This window comes from Shewanella sp. MTB7 (assembly GCF_027571385.1).
Lineage (GTDB): Bacteria > Pseudomonadota > Gammaproteobacteria > Enterobacterales > Shewanellaceae > Shewanella.
Map to the genome: position 1 here is coordinate 2225661 of NZ_CP085636.1, position 25761 is coordinate 2251421.

At 37.8% G+C, this 25761-nt stretch carries 22 protein-coding genes and 1 pseudogene; 22 read left to right on the forward strand and 1 reads right to left on the reverse strand.

Features of this window, described 5'->3' with window-relative positions; genetic code table 11:
• Positions 1 to 773 precede the first annotated feature (773 nt).
• From HWQ47_RS09450 to HWQ47_RS09540, 20 genes are all read left to right on the forward strand, one after another.
• Positions 774 to 3506, forward strand: coding sequence for an SLBB domain-containing protein (locus HWQ47_RS09450; protein ID WP_269970885.1), 2733 nt, complete (start codon positions 774 to 776; stop codon positions 3504 to 3506).
• A gap of 206 nt (positions 3507 to 3712) precedes the next feature.
• Complete coding sequence (locus HWQ47_RS09455) at positions 3713 to 4069, forward strand: four helix bundle protein (protein ID WP_269970886.1); 357 nt, start codon at positions 3713 to 3715, stop codon at positions 4067 to 4069.
• Between the two features lie 257 nt (positions 4070 to 4326).
• The gene (locus HWQ47_RS09460; RefSeq protein ID WP_269970887.1) at positions 4327 to 5289 is read left to right on the forward strand and encodes a Wzz/FepE/Etk N-terminal domain-containing protein; all 963 of its coding nucleotides are present in this window, start codon (positions 4327 to 4329) and stop codon (positions 5287 to 5289) included.
• 89 nt (positions 5290 to 5378) lie between these two features.
• The gene (locus HWQ47_RS09465; RefSeq protein WP_269970888.1) at positions 5379 to 6344 is read left to right on the forward strand and encodes an FAD-binding oxidoreductase; all 966 of its coding nucleotides are present in this window, start codon (positions 5379 to 5381) and stop codon (positions 6342 to 6344) included.
• 20 nt (positions 6345 to 6364) lie between these two features.
• A complete protein-coding gene (rfbF, locus tag HWQ47_RS09470) occupies positions 6365 to 7138 on the forward strand; it encodes a glucose-1-phosphate cytidylyltransferase (RefSeq protein ID WP_269970889.1) in 774 nt (257 codons plus the stop codon).
• Complete coding sequence (gene rfbG, locus HWQ47_RS09475) at positions 7139 to 8221, forward strand: CDP-glucose 4,6-dehydratase (RefSeq protein WP_269970890.1); 1083 nt, start codon at positions 7139 to 7141, stop codon at positions 8219 to 8221.
• 1 nt (position 8222) lies between these two features.
• Complete coding sequence (gene rfbH / locus HWQ47_RS09480; RefSeq protein ID WP_269970891.1) at positions 8223 to 9536, forward strand: lipopolysaccharide biosynthesis protein RfbH; 1314 nt, start codon at positions 8223 to 8225, stop codon at positions 9534 to 9536.
• A 51-nt stretch (positions 9537 to 9587) separates the two neighbouring features.
• On the forward strand, positions 9588 to 11309 hold the full coding sequence (locus HWQ47_RS09485; protein ID WP_269970892.1) for a thiamine pyrophosphate-binding protein: 1722 nt from the start codon (positions 9588 to 9590) through the stop codon (positions 11307 to 11309).
• Positions 11309 to 12319 (forward strand): NAD-dependent epimerase/dehydratase family protein, encoded by a 1011-nt coding sequence (locus HWQ47_RS09490; protein ID WP_269970893.1) that lies wholly within the window; start codon positions 11309 to 11311, stop codon positions 12317 to 12319. Before HWQ47_RS09485 ends, HWQ47_RS09490 begins: the two co-directional genes overlap by 1 nt.
• Positions 12320 to 12435: 116 nt before the next feature.
• A complete protein-coding gene (gene rfbB / locus HWQ47_RS09495; RefSeq protein WP_269970894.1) occupies positions 12436 to 13482 on the forward strand; it encodes a dTDP-glucose 4,6-dehydratase in 1047 nt (348 codons plus the stop codon).
• A gap of 1 nt (position 13483) precedes the next feature.
• Positions 13484 to 14356, forward strand: a complete 873-nt coding sequence (gene rfbA / locus HWQ47_RS09500; protein WP_269970895.1) for a glucose-1-phosphate thymidylyltransferase RfbA — start codon at positions 13484 to 13486, stop codon at positions 14354 to 14356.
• Positions 14353 to 14754 (forward strand): sugar 3,4-ketoisomerase, encoded by a 402-nt coding sequence (locus tag HWQ47_RS09505; protein WP_269970896.1) that lies wholly within the window; start codon positions 14353 to 14355, stop codon positions 14752 to 14754. Before rfbA ends, HWQ47_RS09505 begins: the two co-directional genes overlap by 4 nt.
• Complete coding sequence (locus HWQ47_RS09510) at positions 14751 to 15212, forward strand: acyltransferase (protein WP_269970897.1); 462 nt, start codon at positions 14751 to 14753, stop codon at positions 15210 to 15212. Before HWQ47_RS09505 ends, HWQ47_RS09510 begins: the two co-directional genes overlap by 4 nt.
• Positions 15213 to 15215: 3 nt before the next feature.
• The gene (locus HWQ47_RS09515) at positions 15216 to 16316 is read left to right on the forward strand and encodes a DegT/DnrJ/EryC1/StrS family aminotransferase (RefSeq protein WP_269970898.1); all 1101 of its coding nucleotides are present in this window, start codon (positions 15216 to 15218) and stop codon (positions 16314 to 16316) included.
• 116 nt (positions 16317 to 16432) lie between these two features.
• The gene (locus tag HWQ47_RS09520; RefSeq protein WP_269970899.1) at positions 16433 to 16822 is read left to right on the forward strand and encodes a hypothetical protein; all 390 of its coding nucleotides are present in this window, start codon (positions 16433 to 16435) and stop codon (positions 16820 to 16822) included.
• A complete protein-coding gene (locus HWQ47_RS28065) occupies positions 16794 to 17009 on the forward strand; it encodes a DapH/DapD/GlmU-related protein (RefSeq protein WP_442802089.1) in 216 nt (71 codons plus the stop codon). The genes HWQ47_RS09520 and HWQ47_RS28065 overlap by 29 nt, the downstream gene beginning before the upstream one ends.
• A gap of 39 nt (positions 17010 to 17048) precedes the next feature.
• On the forward strand, positions 17049 to 18047 hold the full coding sequence (locus tag HWQ47_RS09525; protein ID WP_269970900.1) for a glycosyltransferase family 2 protein: 999 nt from the start codon (positions 17049 to 17051) through the stop codon (positions 18045 to 18047).
• Positions 18041 to 19471, forward strand: a complete 1431-nt coding sequence (locus HWQ47_RS09530) for a hypothetical protein (protein WP_269970901.1) — start codon at positions 18041 to 18043, stop codon at positions 19469 to 19471. Before HWQ47_RS09525 ends, HWQ47_RS09530 begins: the two co-directional genes overlap by 7 nt.
• Before the next feature lie 91 nt (positions 19472 to 19562).
• A complete protein-coding gene (locus HWQ47_RS09535) occupies positions 19563 to 20732 on the forward strand; it encodes a glycosyltransferase family 4 protein (RefSeq protein ID WP_269970902.1) in 1170 nt (389 codons plus the stop codon).
• Positions 20733 to 20741: 9 nt separating this feature from the next.
• Entirely contained in the window at positions 20742 to 21818 is a 1077-nt protein-coding gene (locus HWQ47_RS09540; protein WP_269970903.1) for a hypothetical protein, read from the forward strand.
• 415 nt (positions 21819 to 22233) lie between these two features.
• Here HWQ47_RS09540 and HWQ47_RS09545 read toward each other — a convergent pair.
• Positions 22234 to 23154: pseudogene (locus HWQ47_RS09545) on the reverse strand (IS5 family transposase).
• A 500-nt stretch (positions 23155 to 23654) separates the two neighbouring features.
• Here HWQ47_RS09545 and HWQ47_RS09550 point away from each other — a divergent pair.
• Positions 23655 to 24797: a glycosyltransferase family 4 protein gene (locus HWQ47_RS09550; protein WP_269970904.1), complete on the forward strand. Its 1143-nt coding sequence runs from the start codon at positions 23655 to 23657 to the stop codon at positions 24795 to 24797.
• A 2-nt stretch (positions 24798 to 24799) separates the two neighbouring features.
• Positions 24800 to 25753: a UDP-glucose 4-epimerase family protein gene (locus HWQ47_RS09555; protein WP_269970905.1), complete on the forward strand. Its 954-nt coding sequence runs from the start codon at positions 24800 to 24802 to the stop codon at positions 25751 to 25753.
• The last annotated feature ends 8 nt before the right edge of the window (positions 25754 to 25761 follow it).

A 25761-nucleotide genomic window follows, 5' to 3' on the forward strand; every position in this document is an offset into this window, starting at 1 on the left:
CTAGAACCTAGAACCTAGAACCTAGAACCTAGAACCTAGAACCTAGAACCTAGAACCTAGAACCTAGAACCTAGAACCTAGAACCTAGAACCTAGAACCTAGAACCTAGAACCTAGAACCTAGAACCTAGAACCTAGAACCTAGAACCTAGAACCAACTAATAATCTAGCCTAGAACTAGAATCAGCGTTCATCTCAGATTAAAAGATTCTATAGCAGGACAACGTCCGCTCTCGCAGCGTAGCGTCCTAGCAAGGAGCTTACGACTGCTCTCGAAGCTGACGTAGTCGGCGTCCTTGCTTGTTACCGTAAGAGAGCCTGTGAACGTTCCGATATCTGTAAGCGTCGCGTTCGCCTTTTTTCTTTACTCGTAAGCGTCAGCGTTCATCTCAGATTAAAAGATTTTATAGCAGGACAACGTCCGCTCTCGCAGCGTAGCGTCCTAGCAAGGAGCTTGCGACTGCTCTCGAAGCTGACGTAGTCGGCGTTCTATATTTTTACCGTAAGAGAGCCTGCGAACGTTCCGTAATCCGAATTCGGTGAGTGTCAGCGTTCTTCTCTGTATTTCCTAATTGCTTTGTGTTTGTTGTAGGTCGGTATTTATGCCGACGCTGTTGATGGGCTAAAGCCCAACCTACATTGAAGCAAAGAAGGACAGACGTCATTTGCTTTTACCGTAAGAGAGCTTGCGAACGTTCCGTTGACCGTAATCGGTAAGCGAAGCGTTCATCATATTTCTACATTTTTGCTTGTTTTTTCCACCGGAGATTATCTGTGTTACACAAAACCAAAAAAATACTCATAGCAGGTTTTAGTGCCTTCGTGTTGTTGAGCACCCAAGTACAAGCTGCCATGCCGTCGCCACAGATGATCGAACAATTTAAGAGCCTCCCAGCCTCTGAGCAACAAAGGCTCGCAAAGCAATATGGCGTAGACCCATCTATGCTCGGTGGAACAACGACTCAAGCGCCAGTAACGAATCCACAAGTGGTAGTGCCACGGGTAACTAACGATGTGGTTGATCATTCAGTCGATGCCGCTGACGAACTTAATTTCGAACAAGACAAGCAAAAAACTGAGTTAGCACGCTTTGGTTACGAGCTGTTTCAAGGTGAGCCGACAACGTTTGCGCCTGTGAGTGACGTGCCCGTGCCTAGTGAATACTTAGTTGGTCCTGGTGACAGCATCAAGGTGCAACTTTTTGGTAAAGAAAACAAAGAATACGATCTTGTCATAAACAGAGAGGGCGCTATTCAGTTTCCTGAACTGGGGCCTATCTCTGTTAGCGGACTAAATTTCTCTGAACTTAGAGAGTCTCTCGGCCATCGTATTGAACAACAAATGATAGGCATTGAATCAAATATCACCATGGGTGAATTACGTTCAATCCGGATATTTATCGCCGGAGATGCTTACAAGCCGGGCTCTTATACGGTATCGAGTCTGTCCACTATTACCCAAGCTTTGTTTGTGGCTGGCGGTGTCAATGAGATTGGCTCACTGCGTAACATACAGGTTAAGCGTAACGGTAAGCTGGTTGGCTCAATGGATCTGTACGATCTACTGATGCGTGGGGATGCGTCTGGTGATCTGCGCCTACGTTCTGGCGATGTGGTGTTTATTCCTGCGGTGGGCGGCCTAGTCAGTATTACTGGTGAAGTGCGTCGTCCTGCTATATACGAGCTTAAAAACAGCGAAAGTGTGACTGACATTGTGGCCATGGCAGCGGGCCTAAAGCCTGGTGCATATCCTAAAAGCAGCAGTATTGAGCGTTACAATAGCAATGGTTTACGCTCCATCCTCAATGTTGACTTGACCGCCAAAGCGGGTAAGGCGACAAAAACTCAATCCGGTGACTTTATTCGTGTTAAAAGTGCCTCTAACCAGTTTGAAGATGCCATAACGGTCGTTGGTGCAGTGGTACGCCCTGGTAAGTATCAATGGTATCAAGGTCAGAAAATCAGTGATCTACTGCCCTCTATCTGGGGCGATTTGACGATATCAGCCGATCTGAATTATGCCATTGTTGTGCGTGAAGTGAATCGTTATGGTGACATCGAAGTACTGCAGTTTTCTCCCAGTAAAGCCATTGGAGATAAGCAACTAACTCAGGACTTAACCCTACAAGCTCGTGATAAAGTCATATTGTTTAATTATAGCGATGAGGTCCAAAATCGTTATGAGCTAAATAAGTTAGTTAAAGAGCGCGTACAAAAAGTAACAGCGTTAAGTGGTGACACTTTAGTGGGTAACGATTTGTTTAACTCTGGGTTTGTACAACTCGATAAGCTACAGCTGACCGCACGTAATGAAATTGGTGGAGTGATCACCTCTAAAGAAGCACCTGACAATAAATTGCAGCTCATCAAAGGCGAAGTCAACAAAATGTTGGCCAATATGTTTGATGATAAAGAGTTAATTAAACTCAGTGGTTCGATGAACCGCCGTGAGCTTCTGTATCCTGTGGTGGCTGAACTCGCCACCCAAGGACGTGCCGAAGAGGGCGCCCAAGTCGTCGCCATTAGCGGTAAAATTCGTCATCCTGGTGTGTATCCATTAACACGAGGTGCAAAAATCAATGATTTGTTATCTGCATCAGGTGGCTTGATTGAAGGTGCTTACACGCCGCGAGCAGAATTAACCAGTACAATTACAACCGATAATTCATCTTCTGTGCGCCACACTGACATTAACCTAGGCGCTGCACTTGAAGGTGATGCTGCAGCAAATATTAACTTGTCTTCACGGGATATTTTGACCGTGATGACCACCCCTGATTGGCAAGAAAATAAGGCTGTTGAGATCCGTGGTGAAGTTAAATTCCCCGGTGTGTACAACATTCGACGTGGCGAAACACTAGAAGACGTGCTTAATCGTGCCGGTGGTTTTACCAAGTATGCCTATCTGCCATCGGCTGTGTTTGTTCGTGAATCAGTACGACTGCAAGAACAGTTAGAGATTAAAAAACTGGCCGATCAACTTCGCCGAGATATCGCCACTCGTGGGGTATCGAAAGACGGTGATGTGATTAACTACAGTGATGCCCAGTTGATGTTAACCGATCTTGAAACTATCAAGGCTGTAGGTCGTCTTGTTGTTGACCTCTCTGCAATATCCGTCGGTATCAAACAAGCCGATCTTCAGTTAGAAGACTCAGACATTTTATATGTTCCCTCGACCAAGCAAACTATTGCAGTCATGGGTGAAGTGCAGCACGCCGCAACTCACAGATTCAAAGAAGGCTTAACCTTAGATCAGTACTTAGCTATGTCAGGTGGTGAAAGAGAGCGAGCCGATGTGGATAGAACCTATGTCATCAAGGCTAATGGCTCGGTTATGATGCCAAGTCGTTCAATCTGGTTTAGCAGTGGAGACAGCCTACAACCCGGTGACACAATAATAGTACCGTTAAATACTGAGTATCAAAACAATCTATCACTCTGGACTCAAGTCACTCAAATTCTAGCCAACACAGCAGTCACATTCGCTACAGTCGCGAACTTATAAAGCTAAGACGAACGCCGCAAAGCGACTAGAGAACGCTCCGCTAACGGAACGCTGCAAGCGGCTACGGAACGGCCTTTGGCCTTACTGATTCTAATAGCGAAGCGCTCTGTAATCGCTCTTAGTTGCTTTTACCGTAAGCGCAGCGTTCTGTAGTGACGAAGTCACGTTCCGTAATCCATATTCGATTTAAAAAACCAAGGATGGTTATGAAATTTCAAAAGCTAGAGGTCTGGCAACTCAGTTATAAGCTGTCATGCTCAGTGTATTTAAATACAAAAGAACTAAGGGATTGGGGCTTTAAAGACCAAATAACCCGTTCCGGTCTGTCTGTACCTTCAAACATAGCAGAGGGTATAGAACGACAGGGAGTGAAGGAGCAAATACAGTTTTTGTATATTGCTAAAGCATCGCTAGCCGAAGTTATGACACAGGCGATGATAGGTAAAGATATAGACTACCTTGAACCGGTTTTTGTCGATGAACTATTAATAAACACTGATAAAATATCCGCAATGCTAGCGGGATTGATTAAAAGCATAAAAGCACGCAATCAATCATCTTAGCTTTACCGTAAGCGAAGCGTTCCTTCATCCGTAGCGCAGCGTTCAGTAGGTCGCAGACCGTTCCGTAAGAGAGCCTGCGAATGTTCTGTTATCCGTCTCAGCCGCCTTAACCGTAAACGAAGTGTTCTGTGAGCGAAGCGTTCCGTCAACCGTATTCGCACTTACCTGATTTTTCCGTAAGCGAAGCGTTCTGTAAGTGAACTTGTGAACGTTCCGTCAACCGTATTCAACAATTTAAACAAAGAGACAAGATTTGAATGTCCAATGAAATGAATAAATACCAATCAGATGTAAGGTTCCCTCAAACTACAAGCGAAGATGAGATTGATTTGAGGGAGTTGTTTAAAGTTATCTGGCAAGGCAAGTGGCTCATTATCGCCATTACTGCCGTTTTCGCTATCGGTTCCGTCATTTATGCTATTAAACAACCAAATACCTACAAGTCAGAAGCTTTATTAGCGCCTGCAAGTGAAGAACAAGGTGGTGGTTTGAGTGCCCTAGCTGGTCAGTTCGGTGGCCTAGCAAGTATGGCAGGCATTAACTTGGGTGGTGGTGGGGGAGTTGATAAAACTCAGATGGCCATTGAAGTGATGAAATCACGACAGTTTACGAGTCAGTTCATTCAAGAGCATAATCTACTACCAGATTTAATGGCGATTAAAAAATGGAATATGGCCGATAACAGTATTTCATACAACGATGAAATATATGATGCATCTAGTAAAAAATGGCTGCGTGAAGTTAAAGCACCGTTTAAACCAGAACCTTCAATGCAGGAAGCATTTAAAGAGTTTAACAAAATAGTCGCTGTTAACGCTGCAAAAGACACTGGTATGGTCACAGTTTCCGTTGAACATCTATCTCCTGCAATAGCTCAACAGTGGGTGACTTGGTTAATTGAAGATATTAACAAAGTGATGAAAGAGCGTGATGTCGCCGAAGCTAATCGCAGCAGTGAGTTTTTAACCAAGCAGATAGCGTTAACCAATGTGGCAGATATTCGTTCTATTCTTTATAAGCTAATTGAAGAGCAAGCAAAAACGATTATGTTCGCAGAAGTCCGTGATGAGTATGTGTTTAAGACCATTGATCCCGCATTAGTTCCTGAAGAAAAAGCCGGACCTAAGCGTGCATTAATTTGTGTGTTAGGCACAATGTTGGGTGGTATGCTAGCGTTGATGATAGTGCTCATAAGACACTTTGTGAGGAAAGAAGATTAGGCCGTTTCAAAATAGATAAAAAGTGTCTTAGCTGGTTTTAAAAGGCTGAGATTGAAAATTGAATAATACCGATTAAGAGTTTCTGTTAAATGCAATATAACATCGAAATACAGCCTTCAGGTGTTCAGTATAAGAGTGATGAAAACCTTCTAGAGGATGCTTTATCGCAATCGATACAACTAGAGCATAGCTGTAAAACGGGTGATTGTGGCGCCTGTAGTGCCGAGGTTTTATCCGGCACTGTAGAGAATGAATTGGGTGAATTGGTGACAAAGGGCTCGATTTTAACGTGTCAATCGAAAGCTAAAACAGATGTAATTCTAAAAGCTAAATATTACCCAGAACTTATCCATATAAAGCAGCAAACAATACCGTGTAAAGTCGCAAAATTTCGTTATGTTACAGAAGACATTGTTTCTATCACATTCAGATTTCCGCCGACTGCTAAATTTGACTACCTGTCAGGCCAGTACGTAGATTTGAGCTTTAAAGGTATAAAGCGCAGTTACTCAATCGCAAACGCTAAAACGGAATCAAAAGAGCTAGAATTGCATATCCGTAAAGTTCCCAGTGGTAAAATGTCAGAGTTAATCTTTGGTCAGTTAGAGGGAAATGAGTTGATGAGGCTGGAAGGTCCTAAAGGAACCTTTTTCGTTAGAGACAATAATAAGCCTTTAATTTTGATGGCTACGGGTACAGGTATTGCGCCTATAAAAGCGATAGTTGAAGAGTTGTTGTTTAAAGGTGATAACCGACCGCTTTATATTTATTGGGGAATGCAGTTCGCAAAAGAACTTTACTGCAATGAATTAATTGAACTTGCAAATATACATGAACACATAAAATTTACAGCTACTCTTTCGCGTGAAGTAACGGATAAGCATTTTAATGGCTATGTTCAAGATGCCGTTTGTAACGATTTATCTTCACTTACTGATTTTGAAGTGTATGCATGCGGATCATTAAACATGATCAATGACGCAAAAGAAAAGCTACATGCTAAGCAGTTACCATCAGATTCATTTTATTCTGATGCATTTACCCACGCGAAATAGATTTAATTATGGAGATTGAAATGAAAGCAGTAATTTTGGCCGGTGGCTTAGGCACTCGTTTAAGTGAAGAAACCGCATTACGACCAAAGCCTATGGTTGAAATTGGTGGTAAGCCTATTTTATGGCACATCATGAAAATGTACTCAACACATGGTATTAATGACTTTATTATCTGCTGTGGCTATAAAGGTTATGTGATTAAAGAATACTTTGCTAACTACTTTTTACATATGTCAGATGTGACATTTGATATGAAAGAAAATGAGATGAAAGTTCATCACAAACGTGCAGAACCTTGGACTGTGACCTTAGTCGATACCGGTGATCACTCTATGACAGGTGGCCGTTTAGCTCGTGTCGCTGATTATGTTAAAGATGAAGAAGCATTCTGTTTTACCTACGGTGATGGTGTTTCAGATGTGAACATTACCGAAAGTATTGCTTTCCATAAACATCATGGGAAACAAGCTACATTGACGGCCACGTTCCCACCAGGGCGTTTTGGAGCACTAGATATTACGGCCGGTAAAGTTAATAGTTTTAAAGAAAAACCAAGAGGTGATGGCGCTATGATCAATGGAGGTTTCTTCATCTTATCGCCAGAAGTTTTAAAGCACATTGATGGTGATAGCTGTACCTGGGAGCAATATCCGTTAAATAAACTCGCAGAAGATAATCAATTGATGGCCTATGAGCATCACGGTTTTTGGCAACCTATGGATACTCTGCGTGATAAAGTTCATTTAGAGGAACTTTGGGATTCAGGTCAGGCACCTTGGAAAACTTGGGAGTAAATGATGAATCCAAGTTTTTGGAAAGGGAAAAAAGTCTTTATGACAGGGCATACTGGCTTTAAAGGCAGTTGGTTGTCGCTATGGCTTTTGGAAATGGGCGCTATAGTAAAAGGCTACTCGTTAGCTGCACCCACGACCCCTAGTTTGTTTGAAGAAGCGAATGTTTCAGATGGAATGATCTCAGAAGAGGGAGATATTAGAGATTTTTTCCAGCTCAAAGAGAGCATCAATAATTTTAAGCCCGAAATAGTTTTTCATATGGCAGCACAACCTTTAGTGCGTCTTTCGTATGATGACCCAATGGAAACGTATTCTACGAATGTAATGGGTACTGTTTATCTACTTGAAGCGGTTAAGCAGGTTGGTGGCGTTAAAGCAGTAGTCAATATCACTAGTGATAAATGTTACGAAAATCGTGAATGGGTATGGGGCTATCGTGAAGATGAAGCTATGGGGGGATACGATCCTTATAGCAATAGTAAAGGCTGTGCCGAACTAGTTGCTTCTTCATATCGTCAATCATTTTTTAATGCCGATAAATATCATATTCATGGTTGTGCCCTTGCATCTGTTCGTGCGGGAAATGTAATTGGCGGTGGCGATTGGGCTGCAGATCGTTTAATCCCCGATATGCTGAATGCTTTTTCAAATGCTAAATCTGTAGAAATACGTAGCCCGCATGCAATACGTCCTTGGCAACACGTACTTGAACCGTTATCGGGGTATATCACTGTTGCTGAGCATTTATATGAGCACGGACCTAAATTCGCGGAAGGATGGAATTTTGGTCCACGTGAAGAAGATGCACAACCAGTTCAGTGGCTTGTTGAAAAACTAGTACAATACTGGGGGAATGATGCAAGTTGGTACTTGTCCGAAGGTGAGCATCCGCATGAAGCACATTATTTAAAGCTTGATTGTTCTAAGGCTAAAATGCGATTAAATTGGCAACCGATATGGGGACTAGAAGAAACTCTCGGTCGAATAGTCGATTGGCAAAAAGCTTGGTTGAGCGGTAAAGATATAAAGCAACATACCATATTAGAAATTCAACAATACATTGCAGCAAGAGCAGGAATTTAAAATGTCAAAAGAGTTAATTAGAAAACAGATCGCAGACTTAGTAGACCAGTATGCTGCAATAGAATATGCACCAAAAATGTTTATTCCAGGTGAAACAGTAGTGCCGCCATCAGGTAAAGTGTTAGGCGCTAATGAGCTTAAAATGATGGTTGAAGCGTCATTAGATGGCTGGTTAACAACTGGCCGATTTAATGATGCATTCGAAAAACGTCTTGGTGAATATTTAGGTGTACCTTATGTGCTAACAACAACGTCAGGCTCATCTGCTAATTTACTTGCATTAACAGCACTAACATCACCAAAGCTTGGCGAACGTCAACTAAAGCCAGGTGACGAAGTGATTACGGTTGCAGCGGGATTCCCGACTACTGTAAATCCTACAATCCAAAATGGTTTGGTGCCAGTATTTGTGGATGTTGACATTCCAACATATCAAATAAAGCCTGAAATGATTGAAGCGGCTGTTACCAATAAAACCAAAGCGATTATGGTTGCTCATACGCTAGGTAATGTGTTTGATTTAACTGAAGCTCGTCGTGTCGCTGACAAGTACAACTTATGGTTAATCGAAGATTGCTGTGATGCTTTAGGTTCAACTTACGACGGTAAGATGGTGGGCCAGTTTGGTGATATATCTACAGTAAGTTTCTATCCCGCGCATCACATTACCATGGGTGAGGGTGGGGCGGTATTTACTAAAGATAAAGAATTGCGAAAATTAATCGAATCATTTCGTGATTGGGGACGTGATTGTTATTGTGCCCCAGGCTGTGACGATACATGTAAGAAGCGTTTTGATCAGCAATTGGGTTCATTGCCACAAGGTTACGATCATAAGTACACCTACTCACACCTTGGTTATAATCTAAAGATTACCGATATGCAGGCAGCTTGTGGTCTTGCACAGATGGATAGTGTAGAGCAATTTGTCGAGCAACGTAAAGCAAACTATCATTACCTAAAAGATGGTTTAGCAAGTTGTGAAGAGTTTATCATTCTACCTGAAGCGACGGAAAAGTCAGACCCATCTTGGTTTGGTTTTCCTATTACAATAAAGCCTGAAAGTGGCATTGACCGTGTAGAACTATTGAAGTTCATGGACCAATACAAAATTGGTACGCGGTTATTATTCGCAGGTAATTTAACTCGTCAACCATACTTCAAAGATGTTGAATATCGAGTAGTTGGCGAGTTAACTAATACTGATATTGTAATGAATCACACTTTCTGGATTGGTGTGTATCCAGGTTTATCAAAAGATCATTTAGACTTTATCATTCTAAAGTTCGAAGAGTTCTTTGGGCTGAATTTCTAGCATTAATTATAAATTTAGCCAGTTAATACTGGCTAAAATTAGGAACTGTAAATGAAAGCTTCTGATGCAATAGCAAAAATACTGAGCGCAAACAATGTAACAGTAGGTTTTGAACTAATAGGTGGGATGATAACGCACTTAGTTGATAGTATTAACGTATTGGGAGATACAAAATTAATATCGGTTCATCATGAACAAGCGGCTGCATTTGCCGCGGGAGGGGTTGCAAGAGCAACAAATAATAAAAGCTTAGGTTTAGCCTTAGGCACCAGTGGTCCAGGTGCTACAAATTTAATAACTGGCATTGCTGATTGTTGGTTCGATAATTATCCATGCATTTTTATCACTGGGCAAGTTAATACTAACGAGCTCAAAGGTACAAGAAATATACGCCAACAGGGTTTTCAAGAGTTAGATATTGTAAGTATTGTAAAAAGTATCACCAAATATGCCGTACAAATACAAACTGCTGATGACATAGTAATTGAGATACAGAAAGCGATTGATATATCCGTTTCTGGTCGACCTGGTCCGGTATTAATTGATATCCCTATGGATCTACAACGAGCAGAACTAGATGATAATACTTTAGACTACTTGATAGACCGAATAAATAGTAAACCTGAATTTCCTGAATTAAGAGAAAGTACTAAATCTCAACTTCAAGAATCCGTAGAATGTCTTTTAAATGCAAAGCAACCTGTTTTTCTGATTGGCGGCGGTGCTGTAAGCGAAGACAGTTTTGCTATATGGCAACAAGATATTTCTAAAAGTAAAATACCGCATGTAGCAAGTCTTAAAGGCAGTGAAAAAACTCCTGTTTTAGATGGCTATTGGGGGATGATTGGTGCATATGGAACTAGAACTGCAAATTATGCAATTCAAAATGCAGATGTAATTATTGTACTAGGAAGCCGACTTGATGTTCGTCAGACTGGTGCCGATGTTAGCGATTTTGCTCGTTTGGCAAAAAAAGTAATTCAAATTGATTTAGACTCTGCACAGCTTGACAATCGCTTTAAAGCCGACATAAATATTCATGCAACGTGTGAGCAGTTTTTTCAAGTTTATCTTCAGTCAATCAATAAAAAAGAATTAATAAACAACGATTGGGTAAGTACACTTAAGCTACATTGGAAGAACTCATTTATTAATGAATATCCAGAGCTTGAAATTAGTCCATTTAATATATGTGAAATGTTATTAAAAAGATTCAAAAATATAGCCGCTCATTTTGTAGCGGATGTAGGTAATAATCAAATGTGGATTGCCCATTCTTTAAGAATCGGTCCTTCTCAAATGGTCCATCACTCCGGTGGTTTAGGTGCTATGGGCTTCGCAATCCCGACTTCGTTGGGTGTACATTACGCTACTGACAGCATTGTTGTCTCTATATCAGGTGATGGTGGTGCGCAAATTAATATTCAAGAACTGGACATTATATCACGTGAAAACTTACCCATTTTAACGATTGTTATTAATAATCAATCTTTAGGGATGGTACGAGCTTTCCAAGAGATGTATTTTGAAGGTCGTAACCAATCTACATATTGGGACGGGTATAGTTCATCGTTCTGTGATATTGGTATAGCGTATCAAATGAAATCAAGTATGATTACAAGTGAAAAAGAATTTGATAACGCTATATTTGAGTTTATACAAAATCCACAACCAACATTATTAGAGTTAATGATGCCAGATGCAAGAGAATGCAAACCTAGACTTGCATTTGGTAATCCAATCGATAAGCAACACCCTAACGGAAATACATAATGTCAGTTGATATAGAAGATCTTAATCTTATAGCAAATGAATTAGCTATGGACTTCTTATTCTTTAAAAATAAAAAAATATTCTTGACTGGTGGAACTGGTTTTTTTGGGAAGTGGTTGTTAGAAACGTTTTTGTATTTAAATGATTATCACAATTTAAATATATCAGTTAGGATTTTATCCCGTTCACCAGACAAGTTTAAAAGATTACATTCCCATATAAGTGGTCATGAAAACTTTGCTTTTATTAAAGGTGATATAAAAAACTTTCAAGATAGTACTGAAAGTTACGATTTAATAATCCATGCGGCAACAGATGCTTCATCTGGTCGGAATGAGTCCGAAAATGAGAAAATGCGTAGCACTATTATTGATGGGACAAGACGTATATGTGAGTTTGCTAGTCAGGTAAATTGCCAGCGAATACTTTATACGAGTTCAGGGGCCGCTTACGGTCCTCAACCTGAAAATATGTCCCATATACCTGAAACATTTGTTGATAATCCACGCTTTATTGATAAGGATGTTTATGCAAGTGCAAAGTTAGAATCAGAAAAGTATTTAAAGGCTAACTCGCCTTGTGAAGTCGTTATCGCAAGATGTTTTGCTTTTTCTGGTCCTTATTTACCTTTAGAAGGCAGCTATGCATTTGGTAACTTTATTGATGACGTTTTAAATGGAAATGATATTTCTATAAAAGGCGATGGAACAGCTGTTCGTTCATATTTGTACGCTGCTGATCTAGTTGTTTGGCTACTTCGTATTTTATCTTCAGGTAAGGCATTTGAAATTTATAATGTTGGCTCTTCAGAACAAGTTTCTATTGGGGAGTTAGCTATGCTAATTGATGCGGTTGCAGGTGGAAAATCTTTAGTAGAAACTCCATCTCTAGTAAAACAAACCGTTCATCAATATGTTCCTGATATAAGAAAGGCACAAAATGAGTTAGGGTTATGCGTTTATACATCATTGAGTTCGTCAATTAATAAGACACTAAGGTTTTATAAGTAATATTTGTTGAACTAACTCATGGATTATTTCAATGTAATATTTTATATCAAAACAGGTTGTAAATTGTCAATGTAGACTCTTTATGAAAATTCGTAAATCTAATTAATAAGATAAACATGAAAATACTCATCACTGGTGGAGCTGGTTTTATTGGTTCAGCTGTCATTCGACATATTATTAAAAACACACAAGATAGCGTTATTAATGTTGATAAATTAACCTATGCAGGCAACCTTGAATCACTTGTAAGCATAGAGCAAAATGATAGGTACGATTTTGAAAAGGTTGATATTTGTGACCAAGTTGAGCTAAGTAGAGTATTCAAACAGTATCAACCCGATGCTGTTATGCACTTAGCTGCTGAATCACATGTTGATCGTTCAATAGATGGGCCAGCTGAATTTATCGAAACAAATATTGTTGGTACATACACATTATTAGAAGCGGCTCGTCATTACTGGAATCAACTGGATGAAACTCATAAGTCAACTTTTCGTTTTCACCACATATCGACAGATGAAGTTTACGGTGATTTAGAAGGTCCAGATGATCTTTTCACTGAAGTTACTTCTTATGCCCCGAGCTCACCTTATTCTGCTTCTAAAGCCTCAAGTGACCATCTTGTTAGAGCTTGGCTACGTACCTATGGCTTACCAGTAATTGTCACCAATTGTTCAAATAATTACGGACCTTATCACTTTCCTGAAAAACTGATCCCATTGGTTATCTTAAATGCCCTTGAAGGTAAGTCATTACCCATTTATGGTAGAGGTGATCAAATTCGTGACTGGTTATATGTTAAAGATCATGCCCGTGCGTTATATAAAGTAGTTACCGAAGGTAAAATTGGCGAAACCTACAATATTGGTGGTCATAACGAAAAACAAAATATTGAAGTAGTTGAGACACTTTGTAATATTTTAAATGAGCTAGTACCTAAAAAAGCTGATTACAAAGAACTAATTACTTTTGTAGCGGATAGACCAGGACACGATATTCGCTATGCTATTGATGCAAGTAAAATTGAGAGAGAGCTTGGTTGGACTCCGTTGGAAACATTTGAAACTGGTCTAAGAAAAACAGTTGAATGGTATTTAGGCAATAGTGATTGGTGTAAACGAGTGCAAGATGGCTCTTATCAACGTGAACGTTTAGGTGTTTAATATGAAAGGTATCGTTTTAGCTGGCGGTTCAGGCACACGCCTTTATCCAATTACTAAAGGTGTATCAAAGCAGTTATTACCTGTTTATGACAAACCGATGATCTATTATCCATTATCGGTATTAATGCTTGCCGGTATCAAGGATATTTTAATTATCACCACCCCTGATGATAATGATGGCTTTATTCGGTTGTTGGGAGATGGCAGCGATTTTGGCATTACTCTAACTTATGAAGTTCAAGAAAGTCCAGATGGTTTAGCCCAAGCCTTTATCATTGGTGAAGAGTTCATTGGTAGTGACTCGGTCTGTTTGGTACTGGGTGATAACTTATTTTGGGGGCAGGGTTTTTCTCCAATGTTAAATAAAGCGGCATCTATAACCTCAGGAGCTACCGTGTTTGGTTATCAAGTACAAGACCCTGAACGTTTTGGCGTTGTTGATTTTGATGAGAATATGAGGGCACTTTCAATCGAAGAAAAACCAGTGAAGCCTAAATCAAACTTTGCAGTAACTGGATTGTATTTTTATGACAACAATGTTGTTGAAATAGCTAAACAGGTGCAACCCTCCGAACGCGGAGAGCTAGAAATTACTAGTATAAATCAAGCCTATTTAGATAAAGGTTTACTTAACGTAGAGTTACTTGGTCGTGGTTTTGCTTGGTTAGATACTGGCACTCATGAAACATTATTAGATTCAGCGATGTTTGTTGAAACAATTGAGCGACGCCAAGGTTACAAAATAGCCTGTTTAGAGGAAATTGCATTTAACAATGGTTGGCTAGCCGCAGCTGAAATAAAAGAGCTAGCAAAGCCGATGATGAAAAATAGCTATGGTCGATACTTAGAAGATATGATTAAGGACAAAGGATGAGTTTAATTAAAATTGTCGATTTTAAATCACTGGGTGATGAACGTGGTGGCTTAGTAGCTGTTGAAGCCCATAAAGATATCCCTTTTGATATTAAACGAGTGTATTACATCTCAGGGACTGAAAGTGGCGTAGCTAGAGGCTTTCATGCACATAAAGAATTGAGGCAGGTTGCAGTATGTGTAACCGGGCAATGTAGATTTATTATGGATAATGGTAGTAATAAACAGGAAATTATTATGGACTCTCCAGCTAAAGGTATTGTGATAGATAAGATGCTATGGCATGAAATGCATGATTTTAGTAAGGGTTGTGTATTGCTCGTGATGGCTAGCGATTATTATGATGAATCTGATTATATCCGTGAATATAATGATTTTAAAGCGTTGGCCATAAAATGAATATCCATAAATTAAGTGATGTGCAATCGAATAATATTGGGGATAATACTCGAATTTGGCAATTTAGCGTAGTTCTTGCTGGTGCTGTGATAGGAACTGGTTGCAACATCTGTGCTCATACTTTAATAGAGAATGATGTTGTAATAGGAAATGATGTTACAGTCAAATCAGGTGTTTATATCTGGGATGGAATCACCATTGAAGACAATGTTTTTATTGGCCCATGTGTTGCTTTTACAAATGATAAAGCCCCCCGCTCTAAAGAATATCCGGAAGAGTTCTTAAAAACGACTGTAAAAAAAGGAGCTTCACTGGGTGCTAACGCTACAATCCTACCCGGTGTTGTACTTGGTGAAAATTGTATGGTTGGAGCTGGCGCGGTTGTAACTAAAGATGTACCTGCCAATGCTGTTGTTGTAGGTAATCCTGCTAGAATTATTAAATATTTAGAGAAATAAGTCATGATCCCATTTTTAAACTTAAAAAAAATAAATGCACAGTATGCTGAAGATTTAAAACAAGCTTGTTCTCGGGTCATCGACTCTGGTTGGTACCTGCAGGGAAATGAACTAGAAACTTTTGAAACTCAATTTTCTGAGTATTGTGGAACTGAATATTGCGTTGGCGTAGCAAATGGCCTGGATGCGTTATCTCTTACTTTGAGGGCTTGGAAAGAACTGGGTAAATTGAAGGAAGGTGATGAAGTTATTGTTCAAGCAAATACTTATATTGCCTCAATATTAGCTATAACTGAGAATGCTCTCACTCCTGTGCTAGTTGAGCCGAATGAATCTACATTTAACTTATGTCCTGTTACTGTTGAAGCAGCAATAACCCCAAAAACAAGAGTTATATTACCCGTGCATTTGTATGGACAAATCTCACCAATGCCTGAGCTTATTAAAATAGCGCAAGAACATGGTCTATTAGTGCTAGAAGATTGTGCACAATCACACGGTGCTGAAATCGAAGGTAAAAAAGCTGGTAATTGGGGAGATGCAGGAGCGTTTAGCTTTTATCCTGGTAAGAACCTTGGAGCATTAGGTGATGCCGGTGCAGTTACAACTAATGATAAGCTGTTAGCTGAGACTATTAGAGCACTAGGCAATTATGGTTCTCAAAAAAAATACGAAAATATCTATCAGGGAGTCAACAGTCGTCTAGATGAAATTCAAGCTGCTATGCTGAGCGTAAAATTAGCACACATGCCAACTGAAATAATACAGCGAAGACTTATTACTCGCCGTTATTTAAATGAAATTAGTAATCCAGCAATAACCTTACCGAATGTAAATGACGTTGATTCACATGTCTGGCATTTATTCGTAGTGCAATGTACTAATCGGGATTCGTTACAAAAACATTTACAAGAGCAGGGGGTGCAATCGTTAATCCATTATCCAACCGCGCCTCATAAGCAACAAGCTTATAAAGAATGGAATGATCTAAAATTGCCAATTACTGAGAATATACATCAGCAGGTTCTGTCATTGCCAGTTGATCCGACAATGAAAGATGAAGAGGTTACAAGTGTGATTTCTGCAATCAACTCTTATACATAGATAGGTTTGAATAAAATAAATACTAATTTATACACTTATCTAACTACTTTTAAAATTCACACTAGATTATATATTTATGGGGTTTTGCAATTTACCTGATAATTAAGGAGGATTTGATGCCTAAATCTATGATAGAGGCTGTTATTGTTCTTACAATTATGATGGTAAGAACACTTTTATTTAAGTTACTTCATTTTATTAAACACCCAAACATAACATACCAAAGTGATATTAGATTATTTCAAAAGCTTGTCTCAAATGGGCGTGGGAATATCAAATTTGATAAGAGTGTCACATTTGGTGTCTGGCCATCATCAAATATCAAAAATGGAGAGATATACATTGAAGCAAGAAGAAATGGTTCACAAATAACAATTGGGGATAATGTTGTAATCAATAATAATGCAACGATTATTTCAGAGTCAGCAAGTATTACAATCGGCAAAAATACATTGATTGGACCAAATTTTATGTGCTTTGATTCTGATTTTTATTCTATTAATTAACCCCTCAACAAGATTAAGCAATAAGCATTCAAGTAAAGATGTTGTCATTCATGATAATGTTTTTATAGGTGCAAATGTAGTTATCTTGAAAGGCACGACAATTGGAAAAAATAGTGTTATATCAGCTGGAAGTGTTGTTTCTGGAGAAGTAAAGGAAGATGTATCTACTCAACACATAATAATATAAAGTGTGTTGATTTTATTGAAAAAAATAATGGTGATGAACATGGTAACGGGTAATACACAAATAAAGTTGACGATAGCAATTCCTACTTATAATGGTGGAGGGACTATTGCTAAGTTATTAAATAGCATTTTTGTACAGGATTTTGATTCTAGTAGAGTAGAAGTTTTAATTTCTGATAATGCTTCCACAGATAATGTCGAAAGTGTTGTAGCTGATTTCAAACAAGTTAATTATTTTAAAAATGAGAGTAATGTTGGTGCGGATCGAAATATTGCCATGTGTATCGAAAGGGCACAAGGGACATATGTCTGGGTTATTGGCGATGATGATGTCCTTGCTAATAAATCTTTATCCAAAGCTCTTAAAGTAATTGATGGCAATCAAGATTTATCTGCAATATATATTAATTTCAGCTTGTATAATTGTAGTGAACAAAGATACCTAAAAGAAAAGTGGCTTGATATAGATACTGATAGATGCTTCGACGATCCTTCAGAGTTTCTAAAACATGTAGGTATCGCGCCAAACTATTTATCAGCGACTATTCATAATAAGAATTTATTCCTTAATGGTGGTTATAAAGAGTTCTTTGGAACTAACTGGGTTCAATTTGGCTGTCTATTAAATTATATCCATCTAGGTAATACTTATGTAATAGCCGAGCCTTTGGTAATAAATGAAGGGGAATCCATAGAAGGTGAAGGAAACGTAAATGGACGTGCTATTCATATTTTATGTAATCTTAAACAAGTAGTAATAGAGCTCTCTCAAGTTCATTATCAAAAAAATGCCATTAATTATGCGGCTAAGCAAGTTGATAAAATGCTTACACGCAAGATAACATCGGCAAAAAGGTTGGGATTAAAAGTCGATTTTAAGACAATTACACGCTTAGTTCACTATTTTGGTGGAACGATAAAGTTTTGGCTCTTCCAGCTACCATTATTACTTCTCCCTCGAGTTTTTCACGTAATGCTACATTCTGTTTATAAAACTGAAAAAGTAAATAAACTTTATTGGAATACAAAAAAATGGTGAAGGATTTCTTTAAAGCTTTTTCTAAGACGGCAAGTGGCTCATTATTAAGTATGATTTTTGGGGCTTTACTGGTTAAAATACTTGCTGTTTTTTCCGGAACCCAAGGTGTTGGGATATTTTCACTATTTAGGGACTTTACAAAGACACTTTCTTTGATATTTTCTCTTAATGCTAATATTGCTATTGTGCAAGGACTAAGTGATGACTCTCTGAGTACAAAAGAAACATATTACAATAATGCCCTTAAGATCATAATTGTTAACTTGAGCGTTATTGGGCTTATTTTGCTGCTTTGTATGGATTCTATTAAAGAATACTTTTTTAGTGATTTTAACTTTATCTCTACGAGTAGTTTGACCTTTTTATTGCTTGCTGCTGTATTTGGCTGTTTTAATGTTGTTTTCTCTGCAGTGTTAAATGCTAATAGAAGCCTTGGTTACATGGCTTCATCACAAGTTATTGGTGCTTTTTGTGGGTTATTAAGTGCCTACCCATTAATAAATATTCTCCCTGCTCAGTACGCTTTTGTAGGGGTTTTATTGGTCATTAATGGTAGCTGGCTTATCGCAAATATCTATTTTCTTAATCGGTTAGGAATAAAGCTACAGTTACATGAGTCTTTAGTGACGAAAGTTGAAAAAGACAATGCGAGGCGTTTTACCACTCTTGCATTTGCTTCGCTTATAACGGGCGTTGCTGGGATGTGTACTATTCTTTTTGTCCGTTTTAAAATTGAAGCAAACTATGGAATTAGTATTTTAGGTATTTTTGATGCAGCCTGGACTTTAGGCACTGTATATGTGGTTTTTATACTTTCCTCATTAAACTCTTTTATATTACCAATGTTTGTTAGCAGGTCGACATCAGTTGAACAAAGTGTTCATGTAAATACGACTATCAAAATAGTTTTTTTACTATTCACTCCTTTAATTATTACCATGATGACTTTTAGTGATGAGTTAGTTTTATTTTTTTATACTGCTGAATTTGCAGGTTCTGCTGAAATACTGGAGTTATTCCTAATTGGCGATGTATTTAAAGTCGTATCCTGGATTCTAGGTATTAAGTTGTTGGCGGCTAATCGATCTTTTGCTTTTATTATAACCTCCTTAATATGGGATGCTTTATTCATTTCAGCGATTAGCATTTTAACTGATTTAGGTATAGTTGGAATAGCATACTCTTATGTATTAACACAGGTGATATATTTTGTAATACTTATTTTTGTTAGTAATAGAATCTTTGGTTTTAAAATGAATTTTAGCTCGTTTTTTCTCATGCTATTAGTATTTTCTTTAGTGTTAGTCTCATACTCTTCACCTGATTTTGCTACTCAATTTATTTTTTATGTCATATTTTGTACTATATATCTTGCTTTATTTGTTTACTTTCTGAAGTTCAATCGGAATTGGTTTTCTTTATAGTTAATATGTAATTTGTTTCTAAAATTTACCTCGAAGGTAAAATTCATAGCCACTTTTAGCCTTTGGGCTTGAGTTTTTATAAAGGTTTAATATGAATATTTTGTTTGTTGCTCCACAGTTGGGTAAAGGTGGTGCGGAAGATATAATCGTAAATATGACAAGTTATTTTGCTGAAAATAATAGAGTGTCATTATTTTTATTTAAAAGAACGCAAGATGATTTATACAACTTATCAAGGTTGCCAGAAGGAGTAGAGGTTATATCTTTATTCAACAATTCTTTTAAACACCACTCAAATTTTGAACGGCTTTTTGTTTTAGCTCTTTATGCCTTATCTCCATTTATTGCACTATATTTATATTTCCGCTTTAGGTTTTATAAGTTTGATATCATGCATTTCAATATGACGTTATCAAGTTTTTACCTTCCATTGTTTAAACTTATAAAAATAATTACTCCTAAAGCAAAAACAAAATTCATTGAGACTTTTCATACGAATTGGCATCTTTTAAAGTGGTTTAATAAGCTTATTTTCTCTATTAGTTGGTCTTGTTGCGATGCGGTGGTTTACGAAATTGGCTCTGATGAAATAAAAAACATAAAAAAATTCAGTTTTGCAAAAAACGTTCACTATATACCGTTTGGTGTAGAAAACGGTGAAGATGTCGATACGGATTATTTAAATTATTTCACGAATAAATATTTAAAAGAGTCGATGGATAATAAATTTGTCTTAATGAGTATCGCAAGATTAAGAATGTTTGAAAAAAAACTGGATCAGTTTATTGCCGTGTTAGCCGAAGTAAAGAAGAAAACGGATAAAGATTTTCATTATATTATTTGTGGTGATGGTCCAGATAGAAGAAAATTAGAAGAGCTAATTTCAGCTTACGCTTTAAAAAGTAATGTTACCATAACGGGCTATGTTGATAGACCACAACAATTGGCCATTATTCCTGACCTCTTTTTGGCTGCAATGGTTGAGCATTCAACAGGAATTGCCGGGCTTCAAGCTGGAATGGCAGGCACTGCGGTTCTAGGGTATCAGACTTCAAATAAATATAACGGTCACAATGACAGTATTTTCTCTTCATATGATATTGACGTTTTGAGCAATAAGATTATATCTCTCATGGATGAAGATTATCTTGAACATTATCGTGCTCAGTCTACAGGTTATATTGTTAAAACATTCAACTTTGACAAGTTTACACATAATTATAATCAGTTGTTTATTAAACTCGTTTGTAGAGAAAAATAAGTGTATTTGTTGACTAGAGTTCGTTTATGGCGTGCGTTTGTTTTTCTTAAAGTATTTTACATGCTCTTTGGTGTGTTTATTTATTCAAGATTTACACGGCTAGGAGATAGTGATCGATATCTAGATGCTTCATTGTCTTTTTCTCCGAAAATATTTTATAGTTCGACATCTCTTTTAGACTTTATTGGTTCAATTTTGGGAACTGTTCCATTTCTTGGACATTTCTTTGCTTGCTTTATTTCTATTTATGGCATCTCATATTTGCTGAAGAATATTCCTTTGAGCTATGGTATGTATATAGTAGTGGTTCTTTTCATGTCTTTGCCAACTTTCGGTATATGGAGCTCTATTTATGGGAAAGAGGCATTTACTGTATTTTCCCTCAGTGTAACATTAGCATACATTGTGAAATTTAATTATAATCAATGTGGTACTCCTCGGCCTATTGAATTACTAGCTATTTATTTACTTTTATTACTTAAACCACAATATTTTATTGCATTAGCAAACCTACTTACATTGTCGATTTTATGGAGAGCTAACTTGCATTTGGTTATCAAATGGATTATTTCTTGTTTGATTATTTTTATTGGAATCTTACTGTTATATGCGTTTAGAGATTTGATTGACCATCTTTCATTTGTAATGATTACTCACTTTTCTACTGATGCTAACTCGACTCGCGACGCATCTTTTATCTGGGACTCGCAGTATGACGTATTCAAAAATGCATTTTATGGTATGTTCATTGCTTTTATAGGTCCAACTTTCGAAGAAGGAATGAATAAACCTCTCCAATTAATTGCCTTTTTCGAGAGTGTGTTATTGATTTTTATTTTAATTGGGTACTTTATCAAGGATTTGTTGCTGGGGTTTAGCAAGTGTAAAGTTAATTTGGCATCTATTTTTATTATTCTTTGTTTTATGACTTGGCTCTTGTTCGTCCATTATCCTTTTGGTGTGCTCAACCCGGGCTCCGCGCTACGATATCGCTCCGGGTTTCTTCATGTTTTGATTATTGTTGTAGTGTATTATGGGTTTGCAAATCAGCGGCGGGTTAAAAATCTGTTTTTTCGTTCGGAATGATATTGATTTTTTAATGATTTGATTTCTATGTAGGCTCATTCATTATATGCTTTGATGCATGACTTGTTCTAGTTTACTTGTTTATATTAGTTTGAGAGAAGTTCATTTTCATTGAACTTCTCTAAAGTTTATCTTTCTTGTTTTGCTAGTATTTGAATTCTGTGTAGAATTGACTTAGCTAATTATTAATATAAGTTCATCATTATCATGCTTTTTAACTTTGCTTAGTCGAATGTTATGTCATTGCTCATGTTACAACTATTGGTGCAATATCAAATTAAACTAATATGGGCATAGTCAGACTCTTCTACACAAATACTCTTAGACAGAGGGACCTTCACTGAAGAACAGTGAACAGAAGCATTGTTGATATAATCCTAGCTCTAGACGCAGCTACCCTAGGTGTTTCATCGAATTAGGCAACTTGTTTCCTAGCAGGCATTCCTAGTCCTATGACTTTGTTCATTGCTTTACACTCGCTAGAGCTTCGCCTACCTGACAGTTGCAGTCCTTAAGGCTTAGTTTAGGGCTAATCAACTGCTTATATCGATACATCGCTGTCTCAAAGAGTGACCTTACGTCTAATTATTATCCTTTTTCAATTGCGAAACTGGTCACTCTTAAGGGCTGTTACTGCCTCGTTTCTTGGGTGTCTTTCCTCTCAATACCCTGAATTATTTCTCGGTGGGTCTCGGTGGGATAGTGGGTTTGCAACCTTAACGTTGAAGTAACTTATGGAATGCCTTGGTATCGTATGCACTATCAGCTGAGACCTGGGCTATACGTATTCTCAACGGGTTGTGCAATGTGGGTAACACTTCATTGTCGGCAACGTTAACCAAGGTGATTTCTGCTGACACTACTTCATGGTGACTACTATCAACTGCGAGGTGCAGCTTACGTCAGGTACGGCGCTTTCTTTACCATGCTTACGTGTTTCTATTCACCTTCAGCGTAAACTTTAAGACCTGTTGAATCAATGACAACATGTGCTACAGGACCATGACTCTTTACCCGATACTTGATTTAAACAATCTTAGCTCGTTTACTGATACAGCTGTAACTCGAGGAATTTAGGGCACATCTATAAGCTGGAAGACAGAGTTGGCAAAGCCTTCAAGTGCTCGCAACGATAAGTTGAATACGCCTTTAACAATAAGTGCAGTTTCAATAGCATCATCGGAGTAAATATCCCCTCGACTAAGACGACCATGGTATTCTGTACATCGCCAAGACTTAATGGCTTGCTCGTCAATCTAGAACGTCAAAGAGCCACGGTTATCGAGTGCTTTGTTGTATTAGACCAGTTGGTTATTTTATGCTTAGTTTTTCCTATTTTGCAGCTTCCACATCACGATTTTGGAAATCAGATCACGCTAATGCCAAAGGGTTCAATCGATTTAGGAAACAAGGCTGATAAGTGGTGTTAAAGCACAATCTTTACCGTTAAGGCTTTTGCCTTCTTTGATTGCATAGTAGTATATCGAAATGACACAGAATTTTGAAAACTACCGCCACAAGACGTTATGAAGTAAATAATATTTGTAGATTTTACATTCAAAGTTATGTTTGAAAGCTATAATTCCTTTTTACTCCTATATACACTCTTATTCTTGCGGCTCATAAGGTAGGATTCATTATGTGATGGGTTTCACTCTATTTTTTTGTGTGATTTTTAACATGCCCCGTGTCAACTATTCTTATTGTTGGTTTGTTGGTTTTTTGTGTTTGGTCAGTTTTGTTAATCAGTTAGCATATGTGCACTGTTTGTTAAGTTTGAAAACTCTATGATTGGCTTTCGTCTGTAAGTCTGTATTTATTAATTGTTAGGTGATTATGAAAAAAGAAAGAATTTTATTTGTTGTTAATGTAGATTGGTTTTTTATTTCACATCGTTTACCTATTGCGATAAAAGCAATGTCTGATGGCTATGAAGTACACTTAGCTTGTAGTAATACAGGAAAGCTTCAAAAATTGGCTGAACTAGGCATTAATATTCATGAACTGTCTTTTTCTAGAAGTGGTAATGGATTATTAAATGAATTGGGCACAGTTACTTTACTTCGTAAGGTTATAGCCAAGGTTCAACCCAATATACTTCACGCTGTCACGATTAAACCTGTAATTTATTCTGGCATTGTACTACATAGTTTTATGAGTAAACCAAAATTTGTTGCTGCAATTTCTGGTTTAGGTTACGTTTTCTCAGCAGACAACCTGAGAGCAAAATTAACTAGATTGTTCGTCAGTGTTTTGTATAAGTTTGCTTTTAAACACAAAAATAAAATAGTTATTTTCCAGAACAAAACTGATGAAAGTATACTTTCCAGAGTAACTAGGTTAAAGCCTATCGATAAAGAGCTAATTAGAGGTTCTGGAGCTGATTTAAATGTTTATAAATACCAAACAGAGCCTAAAGCTAAATCTATCAAGATCGCCATGGCATGCAGGCTATTGAAAGAGAAGGGTGTTTATGAATATGTTGAAGCGGCAAAAATTGTTAAATCCAAATTTAATAATGTCGAATTCATTCTTGCCGGTACACCTGATTTAGATAATCCAAATACAGTTTCACAGCTAGAATTAGAACAATGGCAGGCTAGTGGTGTTATTAGTGTTATTGGACATTGTGATAATATTCCCCAACTATTTTCTGAGTCCCATGTAGTTACAATGCCTTCGTATTACGGTGAAGGTGTGCCTAAAGTTCTCATCGAAGCTGCGGCATGTGGTAGACCAATAGTGACTACATGTAACCCTGGTTGCCGTGATGCCATCATCCCTGAAAAGACTGGGATATTGGTCCCTGTTAAAGATGCTGATTCCTTAGCTGATGCACTCATACGTTTAATAGAGAGTAAAAGCTTGAGGCATGAAATGGGATCAAAAGCACGTGAATATGCAATTAAAGAGTTTAATATCGATAATGTAGTACAAAAACATTTAGATATATATAGAGCACTACTAACGAGGCAATAATTATGCATAATATTTTGTTAACTGGCGGTAGTGGCTTTTTAGGTAAACATTTACTTAAAAAATTAAGTAAATTTCAGCTTAGTGTTTTAGATAGAAGTGTTACTGAGAAAGATGAACAATTCACTTACTTTAAAGCATCAATCGATAGTAAGAGCTCGTATTCATTAGAGCTGAAAAATGTCAAAACGGTGATCCACTGCGCTGCTCGTGTGCATATCATGAATGAACAAATATCAGATCCATTAAGTGAATTTCGAGAAATTAATACGGCAGGAACTGTCAACCTTGCTCGTCAGGCTGTAACTGCTGGTGTCAAACGGTTTATTTTTGTCAGCTCGATTAAAGTTAATGGGGAGTCAACCCAGCCTGGTAGACCTTTTTCGGTAAGTGATGCTAGAAAGGCTGAAGACTTTTATGGGCAATCTAAATTGGAAGCTGAAGAGCAGTTATTAGAGCTTGCTAAAGAAACAGGGCTAGAAGTCGTCATTATTCGCCCTACATTAGTTTATGGTCCGGATGTTAAAGCAAACTTTGCCTCACTGATGAATCTGGTTTCTAAAGGTATCCCACTACCTTTCGGATGTATAACAGATAATAGGAGAAGCTTAGTATCTGTTAGTAATTTAGTTGATTTAATCCTTACCTGTATTGATCACCCTAAAGCTGCTAATCAAGTATTTTTGGTTTCTGATGATCATGATGTTTCTACGGCCTCAATGGTAATGAATATGTCACAAGCGCTTGGTAAATCGAGTAAATTACTGCCCGTTCCTTTATGGTGTTATCGCTTAGTTGGTAAGTTAGCGGGTAAGACCGATGTAGTTAACAGACTTTTAGGGTCTCTGCAGGTCGATATAACGCATACCAAAGATACTTTAGGCTGGGTTCCTCCACAAACGCTTGAAGACGGTTTTAGGGAAACTGCCGAAGCTTTTCTTCTTAATAAAAATAAATAGAGTACTTA

Excerpts from the sequence above, each read along its gene's own strand:
- HWQ47_RS09455 (WP_269970886.1), top strand. The coding sequence starts at position 3,713 with ATGAAATTTCAAAAGCTAGAGGTCTGGCAACTCAGTTATAAGCTGTCA.
- HWQ47_RS09460 (WP_269970887.1), top strand. The coding sequence starts at position 4,327 with ATGTCCAATGAAATGAATAAATACCAATCAGATGTAAGGTTCCCTCAA.
- HWQ47_RS09465 (WP_269970888.1), top strand. The coding sequence starts at position 5,379 with ATGCAATATAACATCGAAATACAGCCTTCAGGTGTTCAGTATAAGAGT.
- rfbF (WP_269970889.1), top strand. The coding sequence starts at position 6,365 with ATGAAAGCAGTAATTTTGGCCGGTGGCTTAGGCACTCGTTTAAGTGAA.
- rfbG (WP_269970890.1), top strand. The coding sequence starts at position 7,139 with ATGATGAATCCAAGTTTTTGGAAAGGGAAAAAAGTCTTTATGACAGGG.
- rfbH (WP_269970891.1), top strand. The coding sequence starts at position 8,223 with ATGTCAAAAGAGTTAATTAGAAAACAGATCGCAGACTTAGTAGACCAG.
- HWQ47_RS09485 (WP_269970892.1), top strand. The coding sequence starts at position 9,588 with ATGAAAGCTTCTGATGCAATAGCAAAAATACTGAGCGCAAACAATGTA.
- HWQ47_RS09490 (WP_269970893.1), top strand. The coding sequence starts at position 11,309 with ATGTCAGTTGATATAGAAGATCTTAATCTTATAGCAAATGAATTAGCT.
- rfbB (WP_269970894.1), top strand. The coding sequence starts at position 12,436 with ATGAAAATACTCATCACTGGTGGAGCTGGTTTTATTGGTTCAGCTGTC.
- rfbA (WP_269970895.1), top strand. The coding sequence starts at position 13,484 with ATGAAAGGTATCGTTTTAGCTGGCGGTTCAGGCACACGCCTTTATCCA.
- HWQ47_RS09505 (WP_269970896.1), top strand. The coding sequence starts at position 14,353 with ATGAGTTTAATTAAAATTGTCGATTTTAAATCACTGGGTGATGAACGT.
- HWQ47_RS09510 (WP_269970897.1), top strand. The coding sequence starts at position 14,751 with ATGAATATCCATAAATTAAGTGATGTGCAATCGAATAATATTGGGGAT.
- HWQ47_RS09515 (WP_269970898.1), top strand. The coding sequence starts at position 15,216 with ATGATCCCATTTTTAAACTTAAAAAAAATAAATGCACAGTATGCTGAA.
- HWQ47_RS09520 (WP_269970899.1), top strand. The coding sequence starts at position 16,433 with ATGCCTAAATCTATGATAGAGGCTGTTATTGTTCTTACAATTATGATG.
- HWQ47_RS09525 (WP_269970900.1), top strand. The coding sequence starts at position 17,049 with ATGGTAACGGGTAATACACAAATAAAGTTGACGATAGCAATTCCTACT.
- HWQ47_RS09530 (WP_269970901.1), top strand. The coding sequence starts at position 18,041 with ATGGTGAAGGATTTCTTTAAAGCTTTTTCTAAGACGGCAAGTGGCTCA.
- HWQ47_RS09535 (WP_269970902.1), top strand. The coding sequence starts at position 19,563 with ATGAATATTTTGTTTGTTGCTCCACAGTTGGGTAAAGGTGGTGCGGAA.
- HWQ47_RS09550 (WP_269970904.1), top strand. The coding sequence starts at position 23,655 with ATGAAAAAAGAAAGAATTTTATTTGTTGTTAATGTAGATTGGTTTTTT.
- HWQ47_RS09555 (WP_269970905.1), top strand. The coding sequence starts at position 24,800 with ATGCATAATATTTTGTTAACTGGCGGTAGTGGCTTTTTAGGTAAACAT.